We start from the raw sequence: 26,599 nt of genomic DNA on the forward strand, positions 1-26,599 counted from the left end.
ATTTAGTCATTGATATATTATTTTTGGCTTTATACTTAAGAAAAATAAACATCTTAAAAACAAAATTTATTTTTTAGGATTAAAAAGTTTTCACCAAACAGGAGGCACAAAGCCTCCAAAAACTCTTAAATTAGAATCTATAAGCATAACTCAAAGAGAATGTGTAAAAGTAGTTTGGTTTGGTGGTGATAGTATCTTTATATTCAGTAGTTCCAGTCATAGCAGTATTAATATTCATACTCTCACCTAATGCCTTATCAAAGCTAAAACCTAATTCTACCTGATGTTTGCCATAGTAGTAATGCAGTGCAATCCTTGGAGAAATTAAAGAATAATAGATGTTTTTATCAGCAAAATATTTATCAAAAAGTTCTTTGCTCTCTGGCTGATTCACCATATACATCTCTGTATTTATTCCATATACAAAGCTATATCCAAGTCCAATACTTGCTCCTAAAACCTGCTCTCCTTTTTCCCAAAAATCATATAAGAAGTTTGCTTCAATTCCAAAGGATAGTGGGACATAAGATGTTCTTAGTTTTTCAGCATTTTCATTAAGATGTTCTCTATCTATATTCAAATATCCAGCGCCTAAACTAACTTTAGCGTTGTATCCCATTTTATTATCTTGAGAAAAGTATCTTTGATAACCTGCAAAGATTTTTCCATTAAAGTTAAGAGGTTTATCATAAAAATTTGCCTTTCCAAGTATCTTTATAGGAGTTTCTTCTTTAACACTACCTTCAATACTTCCTCCACCAAGTCCTAATTCTACTCCTACTAAAATTCCATTTTTAGAAATTTGCAAGAGGGGGGGGGGGTGTATTTTCAAACTCACCTATTTGTTTTTGATTGACATCTTGAGCCAACAAAATAGAAGTTAAGATCAAGCTTGCTGAAAATATCTTTTTCATTGTTTTTCCTTTTATTTGAAATTTAAGAACAAATATTATATAAGAGCATTTTTGTTTTTGCAATATCCCTCAATCCTAAACCCCTAAAATCATCCACACTCTCAAGTAAATTAAAGTTTTTAGATATACTTCAAATAATACTTTAAGAAATATTTATGCGAGGGTTTAAAATGGATGTGCGCTCAAAATTTTTAGATTTTTTTCAAAAAAAAGGTCATCAAGTTTATGCTAGTATGCCATTGGTGCCTGATGATTCTAGTTTGCTTTTTACAAATGCTGGTATGGTGCAATTCAAAGATATTTTTACAGGAAAGATTCCCTCTCCACAAACCCCAAGGGCAACATCTGCGCAACTCTGTATCCGTGCTGGTGGAAAACATAATGATTTAGAAAATGTCGGCTTTACAAGAAGACATCATACACTCTTTGAAATGCTAGGAAACTTTTCTTTTGGTGATTATTTTAAAGAACAAGCAATCGCATATGCGTGGGAATTTGTCACAGAGGTTTTGGGTTTTGATAAGGCTGTGTTGTATGTAACTATCCACGAGAGCGATGATGAGGCATTTGAGATTTGGAGCAAGCATATAAATCCTGATAGAATCAAAAGAATGGGAGATAAAGATAATTTTTGGCAGATGGGAGATACTGGTCCTTGTGGTCCTTGCAGTGAAATTTTTGTGGATCAAGGAGAAAGTTTTGATACAGAGGAAGATTATTTTGGAGGAGATGGGGATCGTTTTTTAGAAATTTGGAATCTTGTCTTTATGCAATATGAAAGACATAGCGATGGCACACTCACACCACTACCAAAACCTAGTATCGACACAGGAATGGGACTTGAGAGAGTATGTGCATTACTTGAGAATAAAAGAAGCAATTTTGATTCTTCTTTATTTATGCCTCTTATCAAAGAAGTGGAACTTATCACACAAAAAACTTATGTTTATGAGCAAGGTGCTAGTTTTAGAGTTATCGCAGATCACGCAAGAGCAATAGCCTTTTTACTTGCACAGGGAGTAAATTTTGATAAAGAAGGTAGAGGTTATGTATTGCGAAGAATCTTAAGGAGAGCTGTAAGACACGGATACCTTTTAGGTTTAAATGAACCATTTTTATACAAGGTGGTAAAAAAAGTATGTGATGAAATGGGAGGTTTTTACACTTACCTTGTAGAAAAAAAAGATTTTATTCAAGAGCAATGCAAAAATGAGGAAATAAGATTTTTTGAGACAATCGAACAAGGTATCAATCTTTTCAAAAAAGAATTAGAACGCCTCAAGCAAACAAAACAAAATATTTTTGATGGTGTCATAGCTTTCAAACTTTATGATACTTTTGGTTTTCCATTGGATCTCACACAAGATATGCTAAAAGAGGAAAATCTTTTATTAGATATACAAGGGTTTGAGCTTTGTATGCAAAAACAAAGAGAATTAGCTAAAGCATCTTGGAAGGGAAGCGGGGATATTGCTCTTGATGTAGATTTTAAAGATATTTTGCAAAGATTCAAAGAAAATACTTTTGTGGGTTATGACACCCATCAAACCACAAGCACCATTCTTGCTCTTTTTGATTCTTCTTTTAAAGAAGTAGAAACTTTGCAAGAAACAGGCTTTGTCCTTTTGGATAAAACACCATTTTATGCAGAAGGTGGGGGTGCTATTGGTGATAAAGGTTTTATTTTTGAAAATGATAAAAAAATTGCAAATATTCTAGATACAAAAAAATATTTTAATCTTAATATTAGTCAAATACAACCACTTCAACCTCTACATACCCACCAAAATATCATAGCTTGTAGCGATATTTCACTCCAAACAGAAGTAGCAAAACATCACTCAGCAACACACCTACTCCAAGCTATCTTAAAAGAAAAATTAGGTGATCAAATATCACAAGCAGGAAGTCTTGTAGAGGCAAACCGCCTAAGATTTGATTTTAATTTTCATCGTGCATTAAGCCATCAAGAACTTCAAGACATTCAAGATGCCATCAACGCTCTTATTGCCAAAGGCATACCAGCACAGATTGAAACCCTATCTCTACAAGAGGCTAAAAACAAAGGAGCTCTTGCACTATTTGGTGAAAAATATGGTGATTTTGTTAGGGTTGTAACTTTTGGGGATTCTTCTTGTGAGCTCTGTGGTGGAATCCATGTAAAAAATACCGCTTTTATTGGCAATTTTATCATCACAAAAGAAAGTGGTGTATCTAGTGGAGTAAGACGCATAGAGGCTGTTTGCGGACTAAGTGCCTATAATTTTACAAAAAATATTATTACTCAGCTAAATGATGCAAAATCTCTAGTTAAAAACAATGATATTCAATTGGGTATCCATAAATTAAAAGAAAAAATCAAGGAACTTGAAAATCAACTCACTCATCAGCAAAAAGATTTGGATTTGCAAATACAAACTATCGGTGATACAACCCTAATTATCCAAGAAGCTAACAATTTGGATCTCAAAAGAATCATTGATGAACAAAAAAATCGCTATAACAAAATTGCTATATTGCTTATTGATTCTCAGAAATTACAAATTGTTGCAGGATGTAAAAATGTATCATTAAAAGCCAATCTATGGGTAAAATCTGTCGCACAGATTCTTGGGGGTAATGGTGGAGGCAGAGAAGATTTTGCAACTGCTGGTGGCAAAGAATCATCACAGATTCCAAATGCACTTAAAGAAGCTAGAGATTTTGCTCTCAAAAACCTATGATAATACTTGCTTCAAGCTCACTAGCTCGTAAGAAAATTTTGCAGGATTTTCGTATAGAATTTACTCAAAAGCAAGTAGATTTTGATGAAGATTCTCTAAAAGAGATAAATCCAAAATCATTTGCTTATAAGGCCTGTATAGGAAAACTTGAGGTTGCTATAAAAACCTTAGGATTAGATATACCAATATTAGTTGCAGATAGTGTTGTTTGTGTCAATAATCAATTGCAAAGAAAACCAAAGAATCTTTCTGAAATTAAAAATATGCTAGATACGCAAAACAACAATACTATCCATATTATCACTGCGCAAATCTTAAAATCCCATCACATTGAATTATGCGATATCTCGCAAACAAGTTTTGTGCTTAAAACATTTGATCCAAAAGATATGCAAGATTATATAGATTCTAATCTTTGGAGAGATAAAGCTGGAGGAATTATGACAGAAGGTTTTCATAGTAAATATTTTGTTAAACAAATTGGACTTTCATCAACTGCGATGGGGTTAAGTATAGAAAAATTTTTACCTTTTTTTGAGATAATATGAATACAACACTTTTAATTGTAATGCTATTTACATCTATTCTAATTGGATTATTTGGTTTGATTGCCTTTTTGTGGGGATTAAAAACTGGACAATTTGATGATGAAAAGAAATTTACTCAAGGTGTTTTATTTGACAGCACTGATGATCTCAATCAGGCAATAGCACAACAAGAAAAATACAAATTACTAAAAAAGGAGTTACAAAATGGAAAAGATTTATGATATAGCAATTATTGGTGCAGGACCTGCTGGCATAAGTAGTGCGATAGAGAGCAAAATTGCAGGCATTCAAAATATCATACTCTTTGAAAAAGCATCAGAGCATTCTATGACTATTAGAAAATTTTACAAAGATGGCAAGCGTGTAGATAAAGACTACAAGGGTCAAGTGGTAGATCTTAAAGGTAATATTGATTTTACAGATGGGGATAAGGAAGGCTCTTTGGAATTTTTTGATAAGCTCTTGCAACAATATGACATTGCACCACAATACAATACAGACATTGAAAAGGTAATACAAAAAGATAGTATTTTTGAGATACATAGCACTAATAATGAAATCTTTCAAGCAAAATTTGTCATCATTGCAATAGGCAAGATGGGGCAACCTAACAAACCTGATTATAAAATTCCACCTACATTGCTAAAAAAAGTGGCTTATAATATCAATGATATTCAAGCTGGTGAAAAAGTCCTTGTTGTTGGTGGTGGAAACTCTGCGGTGGAATATGCCACATATCTCGCTGAAATTACAGATACAACACTAAATTACAGACGCAAGGAATTTGCAAGAATCAATGAAATCAATGCAAAAAATCTTCAAGAATCTATGCAAAAAAACCTTAAAACAAAACTTGGAGTAAATATTGAAAAACTAGAGGATAACAACTCTAAACCACAGGCATTTTTTGATGATGGGAGCAATGAAACATTTGATAAAGTAGTTTATGCAATTGGTGGTGCTGTGCCTCTTGATTTTCTTAAAAAATGTGGATTACAACTTGATGAATCAGGATTACCTATAACAAACAACCTAGAAAGCTCTGTAAAAAATATTTATGTAGTTGGGGATATTCTTTCAAAAAATGGTGCTTCAATTGCAATTGGCATCAATCAAGGATATGATGCAATCAATCAAATAAAATCTAAGCTTTAAAAAAAGGCGAGAGGGCAGAAGAATCGAACTCCTCAACAGCTAGACACCTAGCCATTCTTTGGGTTTGAAGCCCAAGGCACACACCAGTGCACTTGCCCTCCTTTTTTAAGGGTTGAGGGGTATTATACAAAATTTTTTTATTAAAGGGATAAATATGCAAGAATCTCTTCGCTCCTTGCCAAAGATAGACAAGATTCTAGAAAACAAAGAATTTGAAAATCTCAATAAAAACCTAGTAAAAAAAATCGCTCAAAAAACTTTACAAAACCTAAGAAACCAAATATTAGAAAATAAAATTACCCAAACCCCAAATACAAATGACATACTACAAGAAATAAAAAAGCATTATAATCACATAGTCTCTCCAAGTATAAAACCTCTTATCAACGCAACAGGAGTGGTATTGCAGACAAACTTTGGGCGTAGTATTTTTAATGAAGAAATGCTTGATAAAATAAAACCTCTTTTAACAAATTACAATAATCTTGAATATGACATTACCGAAGGAAAAAGGGGGGAGAGATACCAACATCTAACGGATATTATCTGTGCTTTATTTGATTGTGAAGATGCTCTCATTGTCAATAATAACGCAGCTGCAGTTATGCTTATTATCAATACTTTTAGCAAAAATAAAGAAGTAATTTTATCTAGAGGAGAATTGGTAGAAATTGGCGGGAGTTTTAGAATCCCTGAAGTCATCACACAATCTGGCGGTATATTACGCGAAGTTGGCTCCACCAACAAAACCCATCTTAAAGACTATCAAAATGCCATCAATGAAAATACCACTATGATTATGAAGGTTCATCAGAGCAATTTTGCTCAAATTGGTTTTGTTCAAAGTGTTGATTATCAAGATCTAAGTCATTTGGCAAAAACCAATAATCTTATTGATTATTATGATGTAGGAAGTGGATATATTGATGACATTAACTGCGATGAACCCTCTTTACTAGAAATTGCAAAAACCAAACCTTCTTTAGTTAGTTTTAGCGGAGATAAGCTTTTAGGTGGCCCTCAAGCTGGTATTATTTTTGGCAAAAAAGATCTTATCCAATCTCTTAAACAAAACCATCTATTACGCGCCATTAGGATTGATAAAATCAATCTTATATTACTCCAAGAAATTTTCCTTGCATACTTACTTGGAAATCAATCTCAAATTCCCACTATAAAAATGCTCAATCAACCTTTTGAAGAATTACTTCATAAAGCTCAAGAGCTTCAAAATATCTTAGAAAAATACTCATCTTTACGCACAAAAATTATCACAACAGAATCTAAAGCTGGAGGAGGAAGCCTACCGCATTTAGATTTTCCTTCCTATGCAATCCAAATCAAACACAACAAGCTTCATACACAAGATTTGCATCTTTTGCTAAGAAAAAATGGAATTGTTGCTCGTGCTTTCCAAGATACAATTTTGCTAGATGTAAGATGCATAGACATTAAACATTTTAAACAAATTGGGATTATTTTTGAGTCTTTAGAAGAATAGTGGCCGGGAGAGAGGGATTCGAACCCCCGGAGGTGTTACCCTCAACGGTTTTCAAGACCGCCGCTTTCGACCACTCAGCCATCTCCCGATGGAGGCGACACTCGGATTTGAACCGAGGAATCAAGGCTTTGCAGGCCCATGCCTTACCGCTTGGCTATGTCGCCATTAAAGTGGTGCCCGGGGCCGGACTTGAACCGGCACGGAAGCAATATCCGAGGGATTTTAAGTCCCTTGTGTCTACCAATTCCACCACCCGGGCAAAAAAATACTAAAACCTTGATTAAAAAATGGAGCGGGAAACGAGGATCGAACTCGCGGCCCCAACCTTGGCAAGGTTGTGCTCTACCACTGAGCTATTCCCGCATGAATTTGTGTTTTTAAAAATGTAATTCTAGCAATGCTTTTTAAAAAAAGCAAGAATAACTAAGAAAAAGATACATAAAATTATATAATTATGAGAAAATATTTTATTTTTATAATTCAGCTATGCGGAGTATTGATTTTGTTATTTCAGCCCTATCCATTTGAAAAACTGCAAGAACTTATTAAAGACATACGACCAAATAAACCTCTTTTTAAATTGACCATAGGAGAACCACAATTCCCCACTCCTCAAAATATTCAAGATGCCTTTAAAGAATCTAGTGAATTATTGCGATTTTATCCATCAACAAAAGGCGAATCCTATCTTTATGAATCCATTCAAGACTTCTTATCCTATCGCTATAACCTTAATCTTGATTCTAAACAAATCATTCCTACACTCGGCACTAGAGAAGTTTTGTTTAACTTTCCACAATTTTTACTTTCTGAAATAACACACCCTACTATGGCATATCCCAATCCCTTTTATCAAGTCTATGAAGGCGCAAGCATTGCAAGCAAATCCAAAGTCTTTTTGATGGAATTAAATCAGGACAATAACTTCAAACCATCATTAAGCATAGAACAAATGAAACAAGTAAATCTTGTTATTCTAAACTCTCCAAATAATCCCACAGGCGCAACATTAAGCAAAGAAGAATTAAAACAATGGGTGCAATATGCTCTAGAATATGATTTTGTTTTACTCAATGATGAATGCTATAGTGAAATTTATCAAGATACTCCACCTGCTGGAATCCTTGAAGCCTCATATGAACTAGGAAACAAAGATTTTAAAAATATTCTTAGCATTAACTCAATCTCTAAAAGATTATCCGCCCCTAGTCTTCGTAGTGGCTTTATCGCTGGAGATGCAGAAATTCTAAAAAATTACTTAACATATCGCACATATCTAGGTGTGGCAATGCCTACACCTTTGCAAAAAACAGCAAGCATCGCTTGGAAATCTCATAAAATTGCCCAAGAAATTAGAAAAAAATACGCAGATAATTTAAAATTAGCACAACAAATTTTTACAACAACTCCTATTTACCCCTTTAGCTTTTATGTATGGCTTTATGTAAGAGATGAATTGAGTTTTTGTAAGAAACTCTATGAAAAAGAAGGGATTTTAGTCTTACCTGGAAGCTTCTTAGGACGCAATAATGCTGGAAAGGGATATGTAAGAATAGCTCTAGTCTATGACACACCGACTCTTAAACCTATTTTAGAAACAATTGCAACATTTTTACAAAAAGGAGAATTTTGAAAACAATAAAAAATCTAAAGATACACTTTATTGGTATTGGAGGGATAGGCATTTCTGGACTTGCAAAATATCTCAAATCCCAAGGAGCAATCATTAGTGGTAGTGATATAGCTGCCAATAAGCTTGTCAATTCTCTAAAATCACAAGGAGTTGCAATACATATACCACACTGCCCTTCTGCAATACAAGATCAAGATTTAGTTATTCACTCTGCTATTATAAAAGATGACAATATAGAAATTATTGAAGCAAAAAAGAAAAATATTCCTATTTTTTCACGCAAAGATGCTTTAGAATTTATCTTGGGGCAAAAAAAAGTAATTAGCGTATGTGGAGCTCATGGCAAAAGCACCACAAGTGCAATGCTAAGTAGTATTTTCAATCATTTTGGGGCAATCATAGGTGCAGAGAGTAAAGAATTTGGCTCAAATGTGCGTGAAAATATGAGCGAAGGCATTGTTTTTGAGGCTGATGAATCAGATAAAAGTTTTTTAAACTCAAATCCATATTGTGCTGTCGTAACAAACGCAGAACCAGAACATATGGAAAGCTATGGTTATAATCTAGAAACCTTTCATCAAGCTTATAGAGACTTTTTAGATTCTGCAAAAGTTGCTTGCATCAATATCGATGATCCATTCCTCTACACTTTAAAAGACAAATACATTACCCTTTCTCCAAAACAAGATATAAAAAATATACAATATTTCTTAAGAGATGATGAGCCTTTTTGTCGCTTTGAGCTAAAGAATCTTGGCACATTTGAAGTATGGGGTTTTGGGGAGCATACCGCTTCAAATGCAAGTCTTGCTATCTTAATAGCCCACACTCAAATGGATATAGAAACCATAAGAAAGAATTTAAAAAATTTTATAGGAATCAAAAAACGCTTTGATATTATCCAAAAAACAGGATTGTATATTATTGATGATTATGCACACCATCCAACAGAAATTGTCGCCACACTCAAAGCAACAAAAACCTATGCAAAACTCAAACAGATACAAAAAATTACAGCAATCTGGCAACCCCACAAATTCTCTAGACTGCGTGATAATCTAGAGGCTTTTCAAGAGAGTTTTCATGATTGTGATGAATTAATCATTCTACCTACTTGGAAAGCAGGAGAAAAAGAGATTTTCTTTGATATGCCAAAATTATTTGCAAAATATTCCCCAATTATTGCAACTCACATAAAAAATAATCAAGGAATTATTGAAATATATCATCAAGATAAATTATTAAAATCCATTGATAAGAATCTTGTCATAGGACTTGGAGCTGGAGATATTACCTATCAAATTAGAGGAGAAAAATAATGGCTCTACTTCCAATTACTCTAGTAATTCTCATTGCAATCACTTTACTTTTTTTTGTCTTAAAAGACCTTGGTATGATCAATACCAAACAAAAAATTGTTGGTGGCATTGTGCTTCTTATCCTTGCAATTGCAACTGGATTTTATAGTTACAACAAAAGCCAAACAGACAAACAAATATTCTTGCTACAAATGGCCTTCTTAAGAGGAGAAACCATAATATGCAAAAACCAAGAAGTCAATGCTAAAAATTTTAATTTTGTTAGTGGGACTCTTAGCCTTGTAGGCAAGAAAGAAACTCCATTTTACAATCTTATGTTCTCTCTTGAGGATTGCAAACAACAAGAAAATAAAGCAAATCAAAACCCTATTGAAGAACAACTTGAAAAAGACTGATGAAAGCCTATAAGAATCTTATCAAACAACTTGATTTAAATCATTTTATAGATACACTTGAAACTTTCTTTGCTAGAAAAAAAGAAATTATTTTTGATGGGGATAAAAAAGTATTCTTTACACTCATTGAAGAAATGGATAAAATCATTTTTACTCCTCCAAAAGAAGTGAAAAATCTAGATACCTCATTGCAAAGTATCCAAAAATTTGGCGTCTTAAAGCTTGAAGAAATTTATGAATTTACAAAAATCATCCATTATTTCAACTACCTCAAACATCACAAACAAATTACTCCAGAATCTCATCTCTATGCTTACTTACAAAAAATACAGATACCAGAAAATTTACTCCAACTACTAAACTATTTCAATGAAGAAGGTAGAATTAAAGAAGGGATTTTTGAAAATCTAGATAGTATCAATACAGCCATTATGCGTCAAAATAAAAACATTCAAGAAGCATTTTATACTATCCTGCACTCTAAAAGCATACAGCCTTATCTTGTAGATCATCAAATCCACTATATCAACCAAAAACAAACCTTGCTTTTAAAATCTGGTTATCAAAGTGTAATTCAAGGCATTATTCTTCAACGATCTCATAGTGGTTTTTTCTATCTTTTGCCCGATACAATAAAAAATATTTATCAAAAAATCCAAGAAATGGAAAATGAGCTTCAACAGATAATATATGAAATCTGTAAAGAACTCTCTGGAATCCTTACAAAACATTTTCATTTTTTAAATTTTATCAACAAAGAATTTGATAGATTCGATCACCTACAAGCTCGAGTTTTTTTTGCCAAACACTATAATTTAAGTTTTATCCTGCCTCAATACAAAGATCAACAAATTCTCTTAAAAGATTTTGCACATCCTATCTTAAATAATCCCAAACTCATAAATTTAGATTTTTCCAAGCAACTTTTATTGATTACAGGAGTTAATGCAGGTGGAAAGACTATGCTTTTAAAATCCATCTTAAGTGCAGTCTTCCTGAGTAAATATCTTATACCTTTTAAAATCAATGCACAAAAATCAAAAATTCCACACTTTAAAAATATTTTTACCATCATCTCAGATCCTCAAAATAGTAAAAATGATATCTCTACTTTTGCTGGCAGGATGCTAGATTTTTCTCATATCCTACAAGAAAAAGAAATGATTTTAGGGATTGATGAGATTGAGCTTGGAACCGATGCTGATGAAGCAGCAAGTCTTTATAAAATCCTACTTGAAAATCTCTTGGAAAAGCAAGCAAAAATCATAGTCACTACACATCATAAAAGACTAGCCTCAATTATGGCTAATGATTCTAGAATTGAGCTTTGTGCTGCAATTTATGATGAAAAAAAACAACAACCTACATTTGATTTTTTGCTTGGAAGTATTGGCAAAAGTTATGCTTTTGAAACTGCTCAACGATACAAAATTCCCCCAAATCTCATATCACTTGCTAAAAAAAATTATGGGGAAGACAAAGAAAAACTCAATATTCTTATTGAAAAAGGTGTTCAACTTGAAATTGAACTTAGAGAAAAAATTCAAACCCTAGAAAAGCAAATAGAGGAATATCAAAAAAAACAACAAACACTTAATGATTTAAAAGAACAGCATTTGCTAGAGTATCAACAAAAAGAAAGACATTTACAAGGGATTTATCACGATGCAATTCAAGCTTTAAAAAATGATCTTAAAGACAAGCAAACGCAAGATATTCATCGCTCTTTTAACAATGCCAATAAAATCCTATCAAAATTACAAAATCAACAACAGCAAACTCCACAAAAAAAAGAGTTTAAAATCAATGATCGTGTTAAATATAAACAAAACAAAGCCACAATTCTTGCAATACAAAATGAAAAATATCTCATAGAACTTGATACAGGAATGCGTCTTAAGGTAGATTCTTCTAATCTCAAAAAGATTGGAAGAAACAAAACTCCTCAAATCCAGCAAAAAATCCTACGACCAAACAATGCCTTTGTGCATTTGGATTTGCATGGATTAAGGGCACAAGAGGCTTTAGAAAAACTTGATAAATTTATTTCAGATAGTCTTATTAGTGGTTTTGATGAAGTATTAGTTTATCACGGGATTGGTGGAGGCACTTTAGCCAAAATCACTAAAGAATTTCTAACTTCACATCCCAAAGTTGTATCCTTTGAAGATGCTCCGCCAAACCTTGGAGGCTTTGGTGCTAAAATCATTAAACTTTAGTTTTTCTGATATAATGCAGTAATTTTTTTACCTAGGAACATCAATGCTAAAATTCTATACTCAGCAAGATTGTGACATTGAGATTATACGCGCAAAAAAAGTTGCGATGCTTGGTTTTGGTTCTCAAGGAAAAGCACACGCTCAGAATCTAAGAGATAGTGGTGTGAAAGTTTTAGTGGGACTTTATCCTGAAAGCAAAAGTTGGGATATTGCAAAACAATTAGGATTTGAAGTTTTTGAAGTTAAAGAAGTCGTGCAAAAGTGCGATGTTATTATGTTTATGCTTCCTGATGAGCTACACGCAGATATTTTTGAACAAGAAGTTAAACCTTTTTTAAAACCCCATCACACTCTTGCATTTTGTCATGGGTTTAGCGTTCATTTCAATCAAATACAAACTCCTAAGGACATTGGTATTATTATGATTGCGCCAAAGGGTCCTGGCAAGAGCGTTAGAGATGAATTTATCCAAGGTAGAGGAGTGCCAAATCTTATTGCTATCCAACAAGAAAATCAAGAAAAAAATGCAAAAGAATTAGCCTTAAGCTATGCTGCTGGTATTGGCGGGGCAAGATCTTTTATCATTGAAACTACATTTAAAAATGAAGCTATAACAGATTTATTTGGTGAGCAAGCCGTATTATGTGGTGGTATAAAATCCTTAGTAATTAACGCATTTGAAACACTTGTAGAATCTGGATATCCAAAAGAATTGGCTTATTTTGAATGTCTGCATGAACTTAAACTTGTCACAGATCTCATCTATCAAGGCGGAATCTCAAATATGCATCATAGCATTTCAAATACCGCTGAATATGGAATGATAGTAAGTGGAGAAAAACTCATTAACCAAGAGAGCAAAAAGATAATGCAACAAATTTTAAAAGATATTGAAAATGGAAGCTTTGCAAAAGATTTTGTTTTAGAAAAACAAAGTAGATATACCCGTTTGCATTGCGAGAGAAATAATATAGAAGAACACCCTATTGAAGAAGTAGGGCAAAAATTACGCAAACTTATTTTTAAAAATTCATCTCAATCATAGGAAGGAAAATGGCAGAAGTTATAACAATCACATCAGGAAAAGGTGGTGTTGGGAAATCTACTTGCACGGCAAATATTGCAGTAGGATTAGCACAAACAGGTAAAAAAGTAGTAGCTGTAGATTTTGATATTGGTCTTAGAAATTTGGATATGATTCTAGGGCTTGAAAATCGTATCGTTTATGATGTTATTGATGTGATGGAGGGAAAATGCAATCTCAATCAAGCACTCATTAATGACAAAAAAACAAAAACTCTTTATTTTCTCCCAGCTTCTCAAAGCAAGGATAAAAATATTCTTGATAAAGAAAAGGTAAAAAATCTTATTGAGGCATTAAAAAAAGATTTTGATTACATTCTCTTAGATTCTCCTGCGGGCATTGAAAGTGGTTTTGAGCATGCTATCTTTTGGGCAGATCGAGCATTAGTAGTAGTAACGCCAGAGGTAAGCTCTGTAAGAGATAGTGACAGGGTGATTGGTATTATTGATGCTAAGTCAGATAAAGCAAGAAATAATCAAGAAGTGCAAAAACACATCATTATCAATCGTATCAAACCAGAACTTGTTGCAAAAGGAGAAATGCTTAGCACTGATGATGTATTAAGCATTTTGGCACTTCCGTTAATTGGACTTGTTCCAGAAGATAGTCGCGTGGTTTCTGCAACTAACACAGGTGAGCCTGTAATTTATACAAACAGCCCAAGTGCGACAAGCTACAAAAATATCACACAAAGAATTCTTGGAAATAATGTGCCATTTGAAGATTTACACCAAAAAGGCATTTTAAATAGTCTTAAAAGGTTGTTTAGATGAGTTTGTTTGATAAATTTTTTGGTAGAAACAACAGTGCCTCTAAGGCAAAAAATCGCTTAAGTTTAATGTTGGCTCATGAAAGAAGTGTAAATATCCCCCATATGCAAGAAATGCAACAAGAGCTTCTTGAAGTAGTGCAAAAATATATGAAAAATTCTAGAATCAATATCAAAACAGATTCTAATCAAAATATCAATATGCTTGAAATTGAAATACTTTTTGGAGAGAATCCAAAAATTTGAATCTAAGCTCATTTTGCATTAAAAAACTTGATCAGATTCCACAAAAACTTCTAGAGCTTAAAAAACCTCCAGAAGCCCTCTTTTATACAGGTGACATTGGACTTTTAGATTCTCAAGTAAATGTTGCCATTATTGGCACAAGAAAACCCAATCCCTATACAAAAGCGCTAACCTCAACTCTAGCAAAAGAACTTAGCAAATGTGGTGCAAATATTATTAGTGGCGGAGCATTGGGAGTTGATATTATTGCTCATCAAAATAGCCTACCAAAAACTATTATGATTGCTCCAAGCAGTTTGGATTATATCTATCCTAGTGCAAATGCACACATTATCAAAGAAATTGCACAAAAAAGCTTAATTATTAGCGAATATGAAAAAAACTTTTTGCCAAAAAAATACTCTTTTTTGCAACGCAATCGTCTTGTTATAGGTTTAAGCGATATTGTTATTATTCCACAAGCCGATCTTAATAGTGGCAGTATGCAAAGTGCCAAAATGGCTTTAGATTGCAATAAACCATTATATGTATTACCCCATAGAATAAATGAAAGTCTAGGCACCAATAGTCTTTTGCAAAAAAATCTTGCAAAAGCAATTTATGATATCTATGATTTTATTGCCTCCTTAAAATTGGCCACACCTCAATATGATGCAATCTTAGATTTTTGCTCAAAAAATAATGATTTTGAAGAAGCATATCTAAAATTTGGGGATCAACTATTAGAATATGAGCTTGATGGAAAAATCAAAAGAGAAAACAATAAGGTGATTATTTTATGATTCTTGCTTGTGATATCGGGCTAAAACGCATAGGAATTGCTATTTATCTCAATAACATTATATTGCCTCTAGAGCCCATACTGCGAAAAAATCGTAATCAAGCAGCAAGGGATTTGGATTTGCTTTTGATAGAAAAAAAAATTACCACTCTTGTTATAGGAATACCAGAATCTCAAAGCATAGCCTGTCAAGAAACCAAAAAAAGAATTTTGTTTTTTTGCAATCTCTTAGAAACAAAAGCGGATAAAATCTTTATTGATGAAGATTATAGTAGTGTTGAAGCTAGCAAAGATCTCAACCATCTCACGGGCACAAAAAAACATCTAGCACACAAAGATGGAAAGCTTGATTCTTTAGCTGCTTGCAAAATCCTAGAGCGCTACTTAAGCAGTCTTAATGCCTCTTTGATTACTTCTTGAGTATTTATTGATGAAATATCTTTTAGCACCTTGTCAATTGCACTAACTTTAAAGCCAAGACTTTCTAATGCCATACGAGCCTCAATATGTGATTTTTGCTCTATTTTAACCTCTTGTGATTGCACATAAAAACCTGAGAGATCTACCATAATTTTTCCAGCACTCTTTGCACCAATCCCAGAGACTTTTTGCAAAGACGCAACATCTTTGTTGTAAATAATATCTAAAAAATCTTTTGTTTGGTAAGTCGATAAAATTGCAAGAGCCACCTTTGGACCCACACCATTGATTTTTATCAATCTATCAAAAAGACTTTTTTCTAGCTCTTCGCTAAAACCAAACAAAAGATATGCATCTTCTCTAATTACTTCAGAAAGAAAAACAAAAACCTCATCTTTATTACTCAAAGCACTATATGTAGTTAGCGAAATGGCAATTTCATAAATTACTCCAGAATTATCTAACAACAATCTTGTTGGCTCTATGGCAAAAACTTTCCCTCTGATAGCAAAAAACACATATTCTCCTAAATTTGAACTATCTCTTTGGTTTCTCTATCAATTTTATATCCCCCTTTATAATCCTTAGTTACTTCAAGGCTTCTAATCTCTTTTTTAGGAAATTCTCTTTGATAAATAATTTTTGTATTCTCCCCCCAAGAATCATCACAATAAATTTGTGCATTTGTTACTTCTTCATCAACTTGTGTAAGTTTATGGATTGTATTTTGCACAAAATGTTGATAATCAAGCAACTCTTGCTTTAAAATTCTTAATTCTTTTGTCATCTTATCATGCCTATCATAAATATCTGTAACTTTCTTATCTTGCATCATTCTTTTTTTAACTGCCTCATTCAAAGCACCAATTCCATCAATAATTTCTTTATTTTTCTTAACAACGCTTAAAATTTTATGATATTTCGCATATACCTTTTTTGCACTGCCAATCAAAAAGTCCTTTTTCTTTACCAAGTTTTCAATAATATCTTTAGTTTTTGTATAAGCAAGGGATGAGAGTGTAATAACATTATCACTACCCTCGATATTCCCAATATACAACCGATGACTTACAGTGATTTTATTATTACTTGCAATTTTTGCAATTTTTGCATCCTTAGAAAGCACACTACCGCCCAAACAATTATCAATCACCAAGTTTTCTGCCTGAACAAATCCAGATTCTAAGCTTTTGATATTTACTTCCTGTGCCACAAGATTACCTTTATGCACACCTATATTGGCTTTTGTGGCAATGATTTCTGTATCCTGATGCGTATGTCCATCAATTACAAGCTCACTTGCATGCAATTTTACATTAGGACCGATATTTCCAATAATATTGATTTTTGAAGCCTCTAAGATTACTCCGGAATTGATTGCATCTTTTGTAGAATCTGTAGCTGTTATATGTAATTCAATTCCTTTTGAATAACCCCCTAGTAATGGTGGTGTATTGAGTGCATCTACATCACGAAATTCATTTTGAGTAAAAAATAATATTTCATTATCTTTGACTTTAACATATGCATCCAACTTTGATTGAAATAAAACCTCATCTTTAAACTTTAAAACATCTACTTCCTGTGGATTATACTTTGGCAATGTTTCATCATCTGTTAGGCTAATTTGAGTTGCTAGGATATACTCTCCATAAAGATTTCTTCCACTCTTACTCTTTTTTGACTTAAAATACTTAAGAATCTCTTCACCCTTATTGACAGCATAAAATGCATTATCAATCTTTTTATTTTCCCTCTCCCATTCCATCTGAGGCAAAAAATCATAATATGCTTCTTGGTGCGGGTGGTATTGCTCACTTTTTAAAATAACAAATTCATAAGGAAATGCTATTTTTTCATCAATAATCTTTTTTATATGTGATTTAATAAGATCTTTATAAAAATCTTTTCTTCTAATAAAAATCCCTTCATAAACCAAAAGCGTTTCAATGTAAGTGATAAATTCCTTATAAAATACTTCATTATCTATCAAATTGCAACCATCATATAAACATAATGCAACCTTATCACCAAATGGAGAAATCCTTAAGGCTATATTGATATTTTCTTTTTTTGGAATAATGCGTATATCATAAACTTGTTTAAACTTTATTTTTTCTTTGTTGTAAAAAATTTCATTATCAAGCCTCTTTAAATCCTCAACCCCCGCTACTTTAAAGCCTGTATTTTGCTCATCAATAAGTGTTTGTATATCTAAAATTTCAAACCACACAAATTTCAAATCAATCTTAAAATTTTTAGAAAATCTCTCTAACTCGCTTCTTACATCTTGGCAATGCTTAACTATTTGTGGGGTAAATTTTACTTCTAACATGTCTTTCTCTTCTCTTTTTTATATTTTCTAAAATCAAAGCAGATTCAAATAACTTAAAACTTTTTATCTAAAACGGATAAATAACTTGGTTATTTTAGTATAAAATTAACTTTGTTTCCAAAAATTTATTAAAAAGGCGCATAGAAGTGTTTAAAGCATTTTTTACTAATAGCAGCGGTATTCTTTTTTCAAGAATCTTTGGATTTTTTCGAGATTTGTATATGGCAAATATCCTTGGCGCTGGTATCTTGAGTGACATTTTTTTTGCAGCCTTTAAATTTCCAAATCTTTTTAGAAGAGTTTTTGGAGAAGGTGCTTTTTCACAAAGTTTTCTACCAAGCCTTATCTCGACAAGAAGAAAAGGGGTTTTTATCGCTGGAACTTTTCTTATTTTTGTAAGCATTATTTTTATTTTAACGCTGCTTGTTTGGTATTTTTCTGGCTTTTTTACAAAAATACTTGCCTATGGATTTGATGACGAAAAAATCAAACTCACCCAACCCATTGTAGTCATTAACTTTTGGTATCTTGAACTTATTTTTATCACTACATTCTTAAGCTCACTTTTACAATATAAAAATATTTTTTGGGTGAGTGCTTATAACACTGCTCTTTTAAATATCTTTATGATTTTAAGTCTTTTTATAGCTAGGGAATCTCAAGGAATGCAAATTATCTACCTTTTAAGTTATGGGGTATTGTGCGGAGGTATTGCACAAATATTGATACATTTTTACCCACTTTATCAAAAAAGATTTTTTAGATTATTTCTAATTGGTTTTAAAGATTTGTATCGCATTCTTACAAAAAAAGCTAAAACACATATTAAAAATGCCTATCAAAAAAGCATTAAAGATTTTTTTAGACAATTTTTTCCCGCTATGCTAGGAAGCTCCACTGCGCAGATTGCAGCATTTTTAGATACAATGCTTGCTTCATTTTTGGCCACAGGTAGTATCTCTTACCTTTATTATGCCAACAGAATCTTTCAACTTCCACTAGCAATTTTTGCTATCGCAGTTTCCACTGCCCTATTCCCCACTATTGCTAGAGCAATTAAAAACACCCAAGAAGACAAAGCAAAAAAACTTTTAAAAAAGGCTTTTTGGTTTTTGTTTATTGCCCTATCTGTGTGTGTATGCGGTGGCATTTTGCTAAAAAATGAGATTATTTTTATACTTTTTGAACGAGGAAGTTTTGTGCGAGAAGACACTCTCATCACAGCCAATGTATTTGCCTTGTATCTTTTAGGGCTTTTACCATTTGGATTGGCAAAAATTTTTTCACTTTGGCTTTATGCGCACAAAAGACAAGGGAAAGCAGCAATAATCTCTGCGATATCATTAGGCATTGGCACGCTAGCTTCTTTAATTTTAATGCAATTTTTTGCTGTATATGGGCTAGCTCTTGCATCAAGCATTGGAGGCTTTGTGCTATTTATACTAACAATCAAGCAATTTGGTTTTACTACTTTCAAAGAGATACTCTTTTATAAAAAAGCATGGTTTATTTTATTTGTGCTTTTGATATGTGAAATTGCAATTTTAGAAATCTTATTGCACTTTATCAGACTATAAAAAGACAAAATGCAAATACAACATCCCTTCAGACATTTAAAGAAAAAATATCTTAATAGCAATTTTCAATACAAAATTTTGATTCTAGGCTCATTTCCATCAGAAAAATCAAAACAAGAGGGATTTTTTTATGGAAATAAAAGAAATACTTTTTGGAAAATATTAGGAGAAATTTTTCATCAAGATTTATCGCAATTATCCGCTCTAGAAAAAGAAAAATGGCTTGATACAAAAGGTATAGCACTTTATGACATTATAGAAAGCTATGAAGGCAAGAAGTGGTATTGCAATGATAAAGAACTATTCAATGAAGGTAAAAACCACCAATACTGTAAAGATTTTTTAAAATGTTTATTAACAAAGCACCCTACTATTAAAATCTTTGGCACATCACGAAAAGTAGAATCTATCTTTAATAAAAATTTTAAAAAAACTACAAATAGCTACATCCATTATCTCCCAAGCCCAAGCCCGCTAAATAGAGTTTCTAGCAAAGAAAAAAGATTGGCAATATGGAGAGATTCTCTATTTGGCAATATCTGTTAAAGTTTTCAAAACTCTTGCGGGATTCCCTCCGACAATACAATTTTTTGGCACATCTTTAGTTACTACTGCTCCTGCCCCTACAATCGAATTTTCTCCCACTCTAACACCTGCTAAAATTATTGCTCCAATACCTATCCATACTCTATCCTCAATATATACAGGCTTACAATAAGTAATCGTGCGTTTATAGGGGTTTAAATCATGATTAATAGTAATAATATTGACTTTTGGAGCAATATATACATCATTTCCAATAAAAATTCCACCTCTATCCATAAAGGTGCAACCCTGATTGATAAAGACATTTTTTCCAAGCGTAATATTTCTCCCATAATCTGTATAAAATGGAGGCAAGACCCACAATGAAGAATCAAGCTTTTTATGCATCAATTCTTCCAAAATCTCTCGTGTTTGCTTCTCATCATGATAACCATTATTAAGCTTAGCAAGAATCTTTTGAGCTTCTTTGATGCGTGGAAGCATCTCTGTAGCAAATTCCTCTTCCCTTGCATCCACTCCCAATCCTGCTAAATCCCTTTGAAAAATATCCATATTTGTTTTTCCTTATAAATCTTTTGGAATCTTACCATAATAGCATTTCAAGGGCTCATACAATGAACCGATGACACAAAAATTACACTGAATGCACCTTGATCTCTCAGCCCTACCTTCTTGAAGCTTTTTTACAAAATTTGGTTCAATAATCAATGGACGAGCAAGAGAGATAAAATCCGCCATATTGTTATCAATGATTTCTTGCATATCTTTTAAATCTGTAATACCACCTACTACAATCACGGGTATTTTTATATGATCTTTAATCATCTTGGCACTAGAGAGATTAAAATTTTGCGTAGGCTTTGGCTGAGGGATAAAAAACTTAACAACCCTTGCTAAAAATGGTTTCAAAAATCTTGGAATCTTTGCAAATTTTGGATCAAGTGCTAATAATATTTCTGAGGGAACATTGCCCCTAACAGTCGCCATACCTGCCTTAAGCATTCCATTAGAAACCTCAATACCATCAAATCCATACTCTTTTAGCTTTTTTGCTACCCTAACCCCCTCTTTTAAATCAATTCCTCCTTTGAGTGTCTCATATCCATTGATTTTGGCAAGAATAGGAAAATCTCCTACCAAATCTCTTGCTTTTTGAATGATATGCAATGCAATACGCGTGCGATTTATTGTATCTCCTCCCCATTGATCCTTTCTTTTATTTGTTCTTGGAGAGAAAAAAGCAGAGAGTAAAAAACCATGGGAGCAATGTAATTGCACTCCATCAAAACCAGATTTCTTAGCCCTCAAAATAGCTTGGGCAAAATCATCAATCACTTGAAAAATCTCCTCTTCGCTCATCTCTCTTGCCTTATAATCAGAGACTTTTGATGGAGCAATCGCATCATCTCTTTCGCCCTGTCCCCCACAATGTGTAAGCTGTGCAATAATAGGAGTATTCAAAGAATGTATATGTTGGGTAAGTGCTTGGAAATAAGGTATCTTATCATCACTATCAAGCACAAGGATATGAGGCTCTTTCATAGGCTTTGCACTCTGAGTAATTGCGATATTTCCTGTGATAATCCCTCCTATATTCCCCTTAGCCAAAAGCTCATATTTTTTGATAAGCTCTTTGTTTGGTCGTCCAAAATCATCTGCCATATTTTCTGCAGTTGCAGACCTTATAATGTGATTTTTAAAAGCAATATTTGCAATCTTATTTGCAGAAAAAAGTTTCATCATCTCTCCTTATAGCAAAAATATAAAAGAGAATTATATCCCCCCCCCCCATCGCTTTGTCAAGCTCAAAATTCTAATAAATCTTTTATCTTTTTATAAATCTTGGGATAATTCCGATATTCCCTCCCTTCTAATTTTGCCCCATTTTCTTTTTTGCTTCTTCTTTTTCCATCACTTCCATAAGCTCCCCATTGCTTGAAAAAGAAAGCAACTTTTTGCTCTTGACATTGTTTTTGAATATTTAATACCCACTGCTCTTGCATTACCCTTGCATTGCTTCCACTCTCTCCTCCCACAATCACCCAATCAATACCACTTAAATCTAAAACCCCCAAATCATCTAGGAGTGGCTCACACGAAAGCCATTTTATTTTTGCGGGTAAATCTGAAATTTCTTTAATCCTGTGTTTTACCCTGCTTGACTCTACTGTGGTTCCAAGCCAAGCATTTTGTGGAATAGGATGAGTTAGAAAATATTCTCTCATTCTTTTTGGACGTTTGGTAAGGATTTGGTATTGGTGTTGCGGAGTTTCTGTAATGACTTGCATTATTTGATTCAAAAAAGCAATATCCATTTTTTCGTGAAATAAATCACTCATTGAATTAACAAAATATAAAGTTCATTTTTCAAGATCGTTTAGACAATGCAGAAAAGAAAACAATAAAAAATTATACTTATTTTCTATAATAAATAAAGAAAAAATGTGTATAAAGAAGTGCTGTTAAAACATTAAAATTTCACTTTTAAGCAAGTGGCTCCTCTTGATAATAAAAACTAAAAATAAAGCAAATATTGCCTATCTACAGATAGGCAATATTACAAATAGATCTTACTTAGAAATATTTTTTTCTCCAAAACTATATCTCACACCAACATTGATTTGATAGTTTGTATTGATTCTTCCACCAACACTCTTCTCAAAATCAATATAAAGTCTTGCAGTATCTTTAATATTAATATTAGAACCAATGTTAAAAACAAATCTTCCATCTGATTTCATTGAACTTGCAAGTGTTTCTGAAGAGATAGAAGTCTTATAAGTTGTATCTCCACCACTGATATAATCATAAGCATAAGATCCTTTTGCATAAAATGAAGCATTGAACTTATTATCACTATCTATCAGCTTATAAGATGCTTGGAGTCCAAATCTATTTCTCCAATCACTAATTGCATCCTGAGTGCTTTTCATACTATTACCATTAAGCACAGTAGTCATTTCAGAACCACCAAGATATGCAAAAGTCGTCTCAAATTGAGGTGTCAAATAAAACCCAGAATTTCCAATTTTTGCCTGATAGCCAATTTCCTGAGAGAGAACAATAGAAGTAACACTAGTATCTGTAAGACTATATCCCTTACTATTGATGCCACTATTATTATTACTAATATAAGCAACCTTAACAATGCTATCTGTATACAACCCATTATCTTTAACATAAGCAAAGTATGCGCCAACCTCTACGCCATTTCCTGTAGTATCACTGATGGCATTATCAGTCTTACTATTAAGATAAGCGAGTGCAATACCAAGATAACTATTAGCATCAGTGTTCTTGCTGAGATTATAGTCGTAACCAGCCTGAATTGTTGTATAGTTCAAAGTACTTCCAGATCCAAAATCGGATGACACCTCACCATTAAATACTCTTGTCCATACACCTTGGGAATTTGGATTTTCTCTTAATTCACCCATACGCTTATTAAGATTGTTAAAATTTGCCAACACAATAGTAGCCGAAGAATTTTGAGCTTCACCAACCCCTCTTGCTTTTTGTTGATTAAGTCTAAATGATGCTTTATCAGGAATTTTTCCTACATAGTAAGCTTTATCTACTGTATCATATCTAGCAATCTCAATTGTTCCTTGATCAAATCCAACCTCAGTTTGTATTGTTGTACGACTCTTATCACTATTAAGCCCATTAAATACAACGCTATTTTTAGCATTTCCTCCCACTTCAGCCAATATTACATACTTTACTGGGTTATCTACTGTATCAAGCGCAACTTTTAATGTATTATTTTGGGTGCTGGATGTATTTGTGCCATTAATAACGATTCTATCACTTCCGCCATACCATGCCATCTCTTTACTAGGCTTATATGCCCTTCCATCAAAACTACTTGTGTTAATTGTTGCTGTTCCATTTGCATATAACAATACATTTGCTCCACTACCATTCCAAGATTCAACAGTAATTTTTCGAAGTTGTAAATTATTAGAATTTCTCGAACTTAATCCAATTAAATTAATATTTGATCCATTTGCTACATCAAGCCTTTGAATATTTCCGCTTCCAGAATCAAATACCAAACTTGAATTTGCTCCCTTAAGAGCAAAATTTACCTTCCCATCAATTGCCATTGTCTCTATATTGCCATTTTTAGCTGAGAGTGTCATTGTCTTTCCAGACTGAAGTTCAATTGTTGTATTTGATGCTCCATAAATAGCTACAGCATTTTGACCTTGGACGCTAATATTTGCATCACCAAAAGTATGCTTTAGATCGTTAATGCCACTATAAATACCATACTTATTTGAAGTATTTGTTTTGCCAAAAATAAGGCTTGTATTAGTGAGTGTAAATTTTGAACTCCATGCACGAATTCCTAATTTATTGCCCTTCGAAGAAATATCTCTAAATTCAATTTTTCCTCCTCCGCTAATATTAACAGTGCTTCCATCATTGATCCATATCCCAGCAGATTGATTTCCAGAAGAAATATTAATAAAGCGAATAGAACTACTACTATCTACATTAAGTTGCATTGATCTTGTTCTAAAACCATAAGCACTTCCATGAGTGGAAGCAATAGAATCAAACCAGAGATGATTTCCATTAATTACACTGAGATTAAGATTACTTCCATCAGAAACAATCCCACTAGCAAAATTTGAAGTTGAAGCTCCCTGATGAGCTATATTCTTGAATGCTGCATTACTTCCAGAACCTTTAAAGGTAATACTTGCACCATTTGGAGCATAAATTCCTAAAGCATTTCCATTTTGTGCAACAATGCTCTTAAAAACAAGACTATCCGCTACTGATGCCTTTGAAAGATCGACATCTAATTTACTTCCAACACGAATACCATTAACTCCAGCACCAGAAGAAACTCTTTCAAAGACAATGCCTCCATTTCCGGTCACTGAAATCGCCATACTATTCCCCTCAATCCCACCAGCTTTTGCTCTAGTTGAATAGACATTCTGGAACACAAGCTTTCCACCACCAAGAGCTTGCAACTGGAGTTGATTCTGAGCATAAATACCAGTAGCCTCACCATTTGCAGTAACTGTTCCAACTTGAAGTAGACTTCCTCCTCCATTAACTTGAAGATTTAATGATGAAGTTTTTAAACCAAAAGCAACATTAGATGATGCAATATTATTAAATCTAACCTCATGTCCCTTTTCAATAGCAACTGATGTCAAATTAGAATCTACAATTAATCCTGCAGCAGTATATGCATTTGAACCTTCATAGGTAATATTTTCAAAAGTTGTTCTACCTCCTCCATAAAAACCTAAAACTGCCCCTCTTGAAGCATATATACCAATTGCATTGTGACCTTCTGATGAAATATTTTTAAAGATTGTTGCTGCCGCTTTTCCACTTTGATAAGGATCTTTTGTATGATCAATACGTAATGATGAGGCAACACGAATACCATTTGCTTCAGATTTTGAAGAAATATTTTCAAAAATTAAACTCCCACCAATCTCTGGAGAGATTTGAATTGTTGATCCAGAATCAATACCAACAGCTCTAGCACCGTTACTTCCTTCTGCACGAATTGTTTTGAAGGTTATTTGTCCATTACCTTGTGGTTTTAAAATTACATCGTAATTAGATTGAATACCATAAGCATTTTGCCCCTTAATTGTTTCAAAAATAATCTTTCCACCATTAAGAGCGTTAAGCTCGGAAGAATTGGCTTTAATACCATAAGCATTACCTTGTGATGACAAAATTGTTCCGAATTTAATGGCAGAGGTATCTTGATATGCTTGCAACTGGAGTTGATTCTGAGCATAAATACCAGTAGCCTCACCATTTGCAGTAACTGTTCCAACTTGAAGTAGACTTCCTCCTCCATTAACTTGAAGATTTAATGATGAAGTTTTTAAACCAAAAGCAACATTAGATGATGCAATATTATTAAATCTAACCTCATGTCCCTTTTCAATAGCAACTGATGTCAAATTAGAATCTACAATTAATCCTGCAGCAGTATATGCATTTGAACCTTCATAGGTAATATTTTCAAAAGTTGTTCTACCTCCTCCATAAAAACCTAAAACTGCCCCTCTTGAAGCATATATACCAATTGCATTGTGACCTTCTGATGAAATATTTTTAAAGATTGTTGCTGCCGCTTTTCCACTTTGATAAGGATCTTTTGTATGATCAATACGTAATGATGAGGCAACACGAATACCATTTGCTTCAGATTTTGAAGAAATATTTTCAAAAATTAAACTCCCACCAATCTCTGGAGAGATTTGAATTGTTGATCCAGAATCAATACCAACAGCTCTAGCACCGTTACTTCCTTCTGCACGAATTGTTTTGAAGGTTATTTGTCCATTACCTTGTGGTTTTAAAATTACATCGTAATTAGATTGAATACCATAAGCATTTTGCCCCTTAATTGTTTCAAAAATAATCTTTCCACCATTAAGAGC

General features: G+C 33.0%; 22 protein-coding genes, 4 tRNA genes and 1 pseudogene. 16 read left to right on the plus strand and 11 right to left on the minus strand.

Annotated features, from left to right (window positions below; genetic code table 11):
* Positions 1-130: 130 nt before the first annotated feature.
* On the minus strand, positions 131-832 hold the full coding sequence (locus tag CQA57_RS03905) for a hypothetical protein (RefSeq protein ID WP_170126818.1): 702 nt from the start codon (positions 830-832) through the stop codon (positions 131-133).
* Between the two features lie 252 nt (positions 833-1,084).
* Between CQA57_RS03905 and alaS the strand changes: the two genes are divergently transcribed.
* The 5 genes from alaS (at position 1,085) to selA (ending at position 6,841) form a co-directional block, all read left to right on the plus strand.
* On the plus strand, positions 1,085-3,637 hold the full coding sequence (gene alaS / locus CQA57_RS03910; protein WP_115578930.1) for an alanine--tRNA ligase: 2,553 nt from the start codon (positions 1,085-1,087) through the stop codon (positions 3,635-3,637).
* The gene (gene maf / locus CQA57_RS03915) at positions 3,634-4,185 is read left to right on the plus strand and encodes a septum formation inhibitor Maf (protein ID WP_115578931.1); all 552 of its coding nucleotides are present in this window, start codon (positions 3,634-3,636) and stop codon (positions 4,183-4,185) included. Before alaS ends, maf begins: the two co-directional genes overlap by 4 nt.
* Positions 4,182-4,406, plus strand: coding sequence for a cbb3-type cytochrome oxidase assembly protein CcoS (gene ccoS, locus CQA57_RS03920; RefSeq protein ID WP_115578932.1), 225 nt, complete (start codon positions 4,182-4,184; stop codon positions 4,404-4,406). Before maf ends, ccoS begins: the two co-directional genes overlap by 4 nt.
* Positions 4,390-5,340 (plus strand): NAD(P)-binding domain-containing protein, encoded by a 951-nt coding sequence (locus CQA57_RS03925; RefSeq protein ID WP_115578933.1) that lies wholly within the window; start codon positions 4,390-4,392, stop codon positions 5,338-5,340. The genes ccoS and CQA57_RS03925 overlap by 17 nt, the downstream gene beginning before the upstream one ends.
* A 154-nt stretch (positions 5,341-5,494) precedes the next feature.
* Positions 5,495-6,841 (plus strand): L-seryl-tRNA(Sec) selenium transferase, encoded by a 1,347-nt coding sequence (selA, locus tag CQA57_RS03930; protein WP_115578934.1) that lies wholly within the window; start codon positions 5,495-5,497, stop codon positions 6,839-6,841.
* Here selA and CQA57_RS03935 read toward each other — a convergent pair.
* The 4 genes from CQA57_RS03935 to CQA57_RS03950 all read right to left on the minus strand — a co-directional run bounded on the left by CQA57_RS03935 (position 6,842) and on the right by CQA57_RS03950 (position 7,204).
* A tRNA-Ser gene (locus CQA57_RS03935) sits at positions 6,842-6,929 on the minus strand.
* Position 6,930: 1 nt separating this feature from the next.
* Positions 6,931-7,005, minus strand: a tRNA-Cys gene (locus tag CQA57_RS03940).
* Positions 7,006-7,012: 7 nt separating this feature from the next.
* Positions 7,013-7,100, minus strand: a tRNA-Leu gene (locus CQA57_RS03945).
* A 29-nt stretch (positions 7,101-7,129) separates the two neighbouring features.
* A tRNA-Gly gene (locus CQA57_RS03950) sits at positions 7,130-7,204 on the minus strand.
* A 133-nt stretch (positions 7,205-7,337) separates the two neighbouring features.
* On the opposite strand from CQA57_RS03950, the gene CQA57_RS03955 reads away from it, so the two are divergent.
* The 9 genes from CQA57_RS03955 to ruvX are packed head-to-tail and all read left to right on the plus strand — an operon-like array spanning position 7,338 to position 15,707.
* On the plus strand, positions 7,338-8,474 hold the full coding sequence (locus tag CQA57_RS03955; RefSeq protein WP_407918732.1) for a succinyldiaminopimelate transaminase: 1,137 nt from the start codon (positions 7,338-7,340) through the stop codon (positions 8,472-8,474).
* Entirely contained in the window at positions 8,450-9,793 is a 1,344-nt protein-coding gene (murC, locus tag CQA57_RS03960) for a UDP-N-acetylmuramate--L-alanine ligase (protein WP_245941852.1), read from the plus strand. Before CQA57_RS03955 ends, murC begins: the two co-directional genes overlap by 25 nt.
* A complete protein-coding gene (locus tag CQA57_RS03965; protein WP_115578936.1) occupies positions 9,793-10,188 on the plus strand; it encodes a hypothetical protein in 396 nt (131 codons plus the stop codon). The genes murC and CQA57_RS03965 overlap by 1 nt, the downstream gene beginning before the upstream one ends.
* A complete protein-coding gene (locus CQA57_RS03970) occupies positions 10,188-12,407 on the plus strand; it encodes an endonuclease MutS2 (protein WP_115578937.1) in 2,220 nt (739 codons plus the stop codon). Before CQA57_RS03965 ends, CQA57_RS03970 begins: the two co-directional genes overlap by 1 nt.
* Before the next feature lie 43 nt (positions 12,408-12,450).
* The gene (gene ilvC, locus CQA57_RS03975; protein ID WP_115578938.1) at positions 12,451-13,452 is read left to right on the plus strand and encodes a ketol-acid reductoisomerase; all 1,002 of its coding nucleotides are present in this window, start codon (positions 12,451-12,453) and stop codon (positions 13,450-13,452) included.
* Positions 13,453-13,460: 8 nt separating this feature from the next.
* Positions 13,461-14,264, plus strand: a complete 804-nt coding sequence (gene minD, locus CQA57_RS03980) for a septum site-determining protein MinD (RefSeq protein WP_115578939.1) — start codon at positions 13,461-13,463, stop codon at positions 14,262-14,264.
* Positions 14,261-14,506, plus strand: coding sequence for a cell division topological specificity factor MinE (gene minE / locus CQA57_RS03985; protein WP_115578940.1), 246 nt, complete (start codon positions 14,261-14,263; stop codon positions 14,504-14,506). The genes minD and minE overlap by 4 nt, the downstream gene beginning before the upstream one ends.
* A complete protein-coding gene (dprA, locus tag CQA57_RS03990; RefSeq protein ID WP_245941851.1) occupies positions 14,503-15,288 on the plus strand; it encodes a DNA-processing protein DprA in 786 nt (261 codons plus the stop codon). The genes minE and dprA overlap by 4 nt, the downstream gene beginning before the upstream one ends.
* Positions 15,285-15,707, plus strand: a complete 423-nt coding sequence (gene ruvX / locus CQA57_RS03995) for a Holliday junction resolvase RuvX (protein ID WP_115578941.1) — start codon at positions 15,285-15,287, stop codon at positions 15,705-15,707. Before dprA ends, ruvX begins: the two co-directional genes overlap by 4 nt.
* On the opposite strand, the gene ruvA is transcribed toward ruvX, so the two are convergent.
* Positions 15,668-16,225: a Holliday junction branch migration protein RuvA gene (ruvA, locus tag CQA57_RS04000; protein WP_115578942.1), complete on the minus strand. Its 558-nt coding sequence runs from the start codon at positions 16,223-16,225 to the stop codon at positions 15,668-15,670. The genes ruvX and ruvA overlap by 40 nt on opposite strands.
* Before the next feature lie 8 nt (positions 16,226-16,233).
* Entirely contained in the window at positions 16,234-18,042 is a 1,809-nt protein-coding gene (locus tag CQA57_RS04005; RefSeq protein WP_115578943.1) for a hypothetical protein, read from the minus strand.
* Between the two features lie 146 nt (positions 18,043-18,188).
* On the opposite strand from CQA57_RS04005, the gene murJ reads away from it, so the two are divergent.
* Both murJ and CQA57_RS04015 read left to right on the plus strand, forming a co-directional pair.
* Positions 18,189-19,619 (plus strand): murein biosynthesis integral membrane protein MurJ, encoded by a 1,431-nt coding sequence (gene murJ / locus CQA57_RS04010; protein WP_115578944.1) that lies wholly within the window; start codon positions 18,189-18,191, stop codon positions 19,617-19,619.
* Positions 19,620-19,628: 9 nt separating this feature from the next.
* Positions 19,629-20,165, plus strand: coding sequence for a uracil-DNA glycosylase family protein (locus tag CQA57_RS04015; RefSeq protein WP_115578945.1), 537 nt, complete (start codon positions 19,629-19,631; stop codon positions 20,163-20,165).
* Here the strand turns inward: CQA57_RS04015 and CQA57_RS04020 are convergent.
* From CQA57_RS04020 to CQA57_RS04035, 4 genes and pseudogenes are all read right to left on the minus strand, one after another.
* Positions 20,145-20,717, minus strand: coding sequence for a sugar O-acetyltransferase (locus CQA57_RS04020; protein WP_115578946.1), 573 nt, complete (start codon positions 20,715-20,717; stop codon positions 20,145-20,147). The genes CQA57_RS04015 and CQA57_RS04020 overlap by 21 nt on opposite strands.
* Before the next feature lie 12 nt (positions 20,718-20,729).
* Positions 20,730-21,905 carry an NADH:flavin oxidoreductase gene (locus CQA57_RS04025; protein WP_211305548.1) on the minus strand — a complete coding sequence of 392 codons (1,176 nt, stop codon included), beginning with the start codon at positions 21,903-21,905 and terminating at the stop codon, positions 20,730-20,732.
* 65 nt (positions 21,906-21,970) lie between these two features.
* A pseudogene (locus CQA57_RS04030) lies at positions 21,971-22,507 on the minus strand (DUF5131 family protein); the annotation flags it as partial.
* 228 nt (positions 22,508-22,735) lie between these two features.
* Positions 22,736-26,599, minus strand: a 3,864-nt coding sequence (locus CQA57_RS04035) for an autotransporter outer membrane beta-barrel domain-containing protein (protein ID WP_115578949.1), incomplete at its 5' end; no start/stop codon positions are given.

The organism is Helicobacter anseris (assembly GCF_003364335.1).
In the GTDB taxonomy this organism is placed as follows: domain Bacteria; phylum Campylobacterota; class Campylobacteria; order Campylobacterales; family Helicobacteraceae; genus Helicobacter_H; species Helicobacter_H anseris.

Excerpts from the sequence above, each read along its gene's own strand:
- selA (WP_115578934.1), top strand. The coding sequence starts at position 5,495 with ATGCAAGAATCTCTTCGCTCCTTGCCAAAGATAGACAAGATTCTAGAA.
- minE (WP_115578940.1), top strand. The coding sequence starts at position 14,261 with ATGAGTTTGTTTGATAAATTTTTTGGTAGAAACAACAGTGCCTCTAAG.
- CQA57_RS03925 (WP_115578933.1), top strand. The coding sequence starts at position 4,390 with ATGGAAAAGATTTATGATATAGCAATTATTGGTGCAGGACCTGCTGGC.
- CQA57_RS04020 (WP_115578946.1), bottom strand. The coding sequence starts at position 20,717 with ATGGATATTTTTCAAAGGGATTTAGCAGGATTGGGAGTGGATGCAAGG.
- ruvX (WP_115578941.1), top strand. The coding sequence starts at position 15,285 with ATGATTCTTGCTTGTGATATCGGGCTAAAACGCATAGGAATTGCTATT.
- CQA57_RS03970 (WP_115578937.1), top strand. The coding sequence starts at position 10,188 with ATGAAAGCCTATAAGAATCTTATCAAACAACTTGATTTAAATCATTTT.
- CQA57_RS03965 (WP_115578936.1), top strand. The coding sequence starts at position 9,793 with ATGGCTCTACTTCCAATTACTCTAGTAATTCTCATTGCAATCACTTTA.
- CQA57_RS04005 (WP_115578943.1), bottom strand. The coding sequence starts at position 18,042 with ATGTTAGAAGTAAAATTTACCCCACAAATAGTTAAGCATTGCCAAGAT.
- CQA57_RS04015 (WP_115578945.1), top strand. The coding sequence starts at position 19,629 with ATGCAAATACAACATCCCTTCAGACATTTAAAGAAAAAATATCTTAAT.
- ilvC (WP_115578938.1), top strand. The coding sequence starts at position 12,451 with ATGCTAAAATTCTATACTCAGCAAGATTGTGACATTGAGATTATACGC.
- maf (WP_115578931.1), top strand. The coding sequence starts at position 3,634 with ATGATAATACTTGCTTCAAGCTCACTAGCTCGTAAGAAAATTTTGCAG.
- ccoS (WP_115578932.1), top strand. The coding sequence starts at position 4,182 with ATGAATACAACACTTTTAATTGTAATGCTATTTACATCTATTCTAATT.
- minD (WP_115578939.1), top strand. The coding sequence starts at position 13,461 with ATGGCAGAAGTTATAACAATCACATCAGGAAAAGGTGGTGTTGGGAAA.
- CQA57_RS04025 (WP_211305548.1), bottom strand. The coding sequence starts at position 21,905 with ATGAAACTTTTTTCTGCAAATAAGATTGCAAATATTGCTTTTAAAAAT.
- alaS (WP_115578930.1), top strand. The coding sequence starts at position 1,085 with ATGGATGTGCGCTCAAAATTTTTAGATTTTTTTCAAAAAAAAGGTCAT.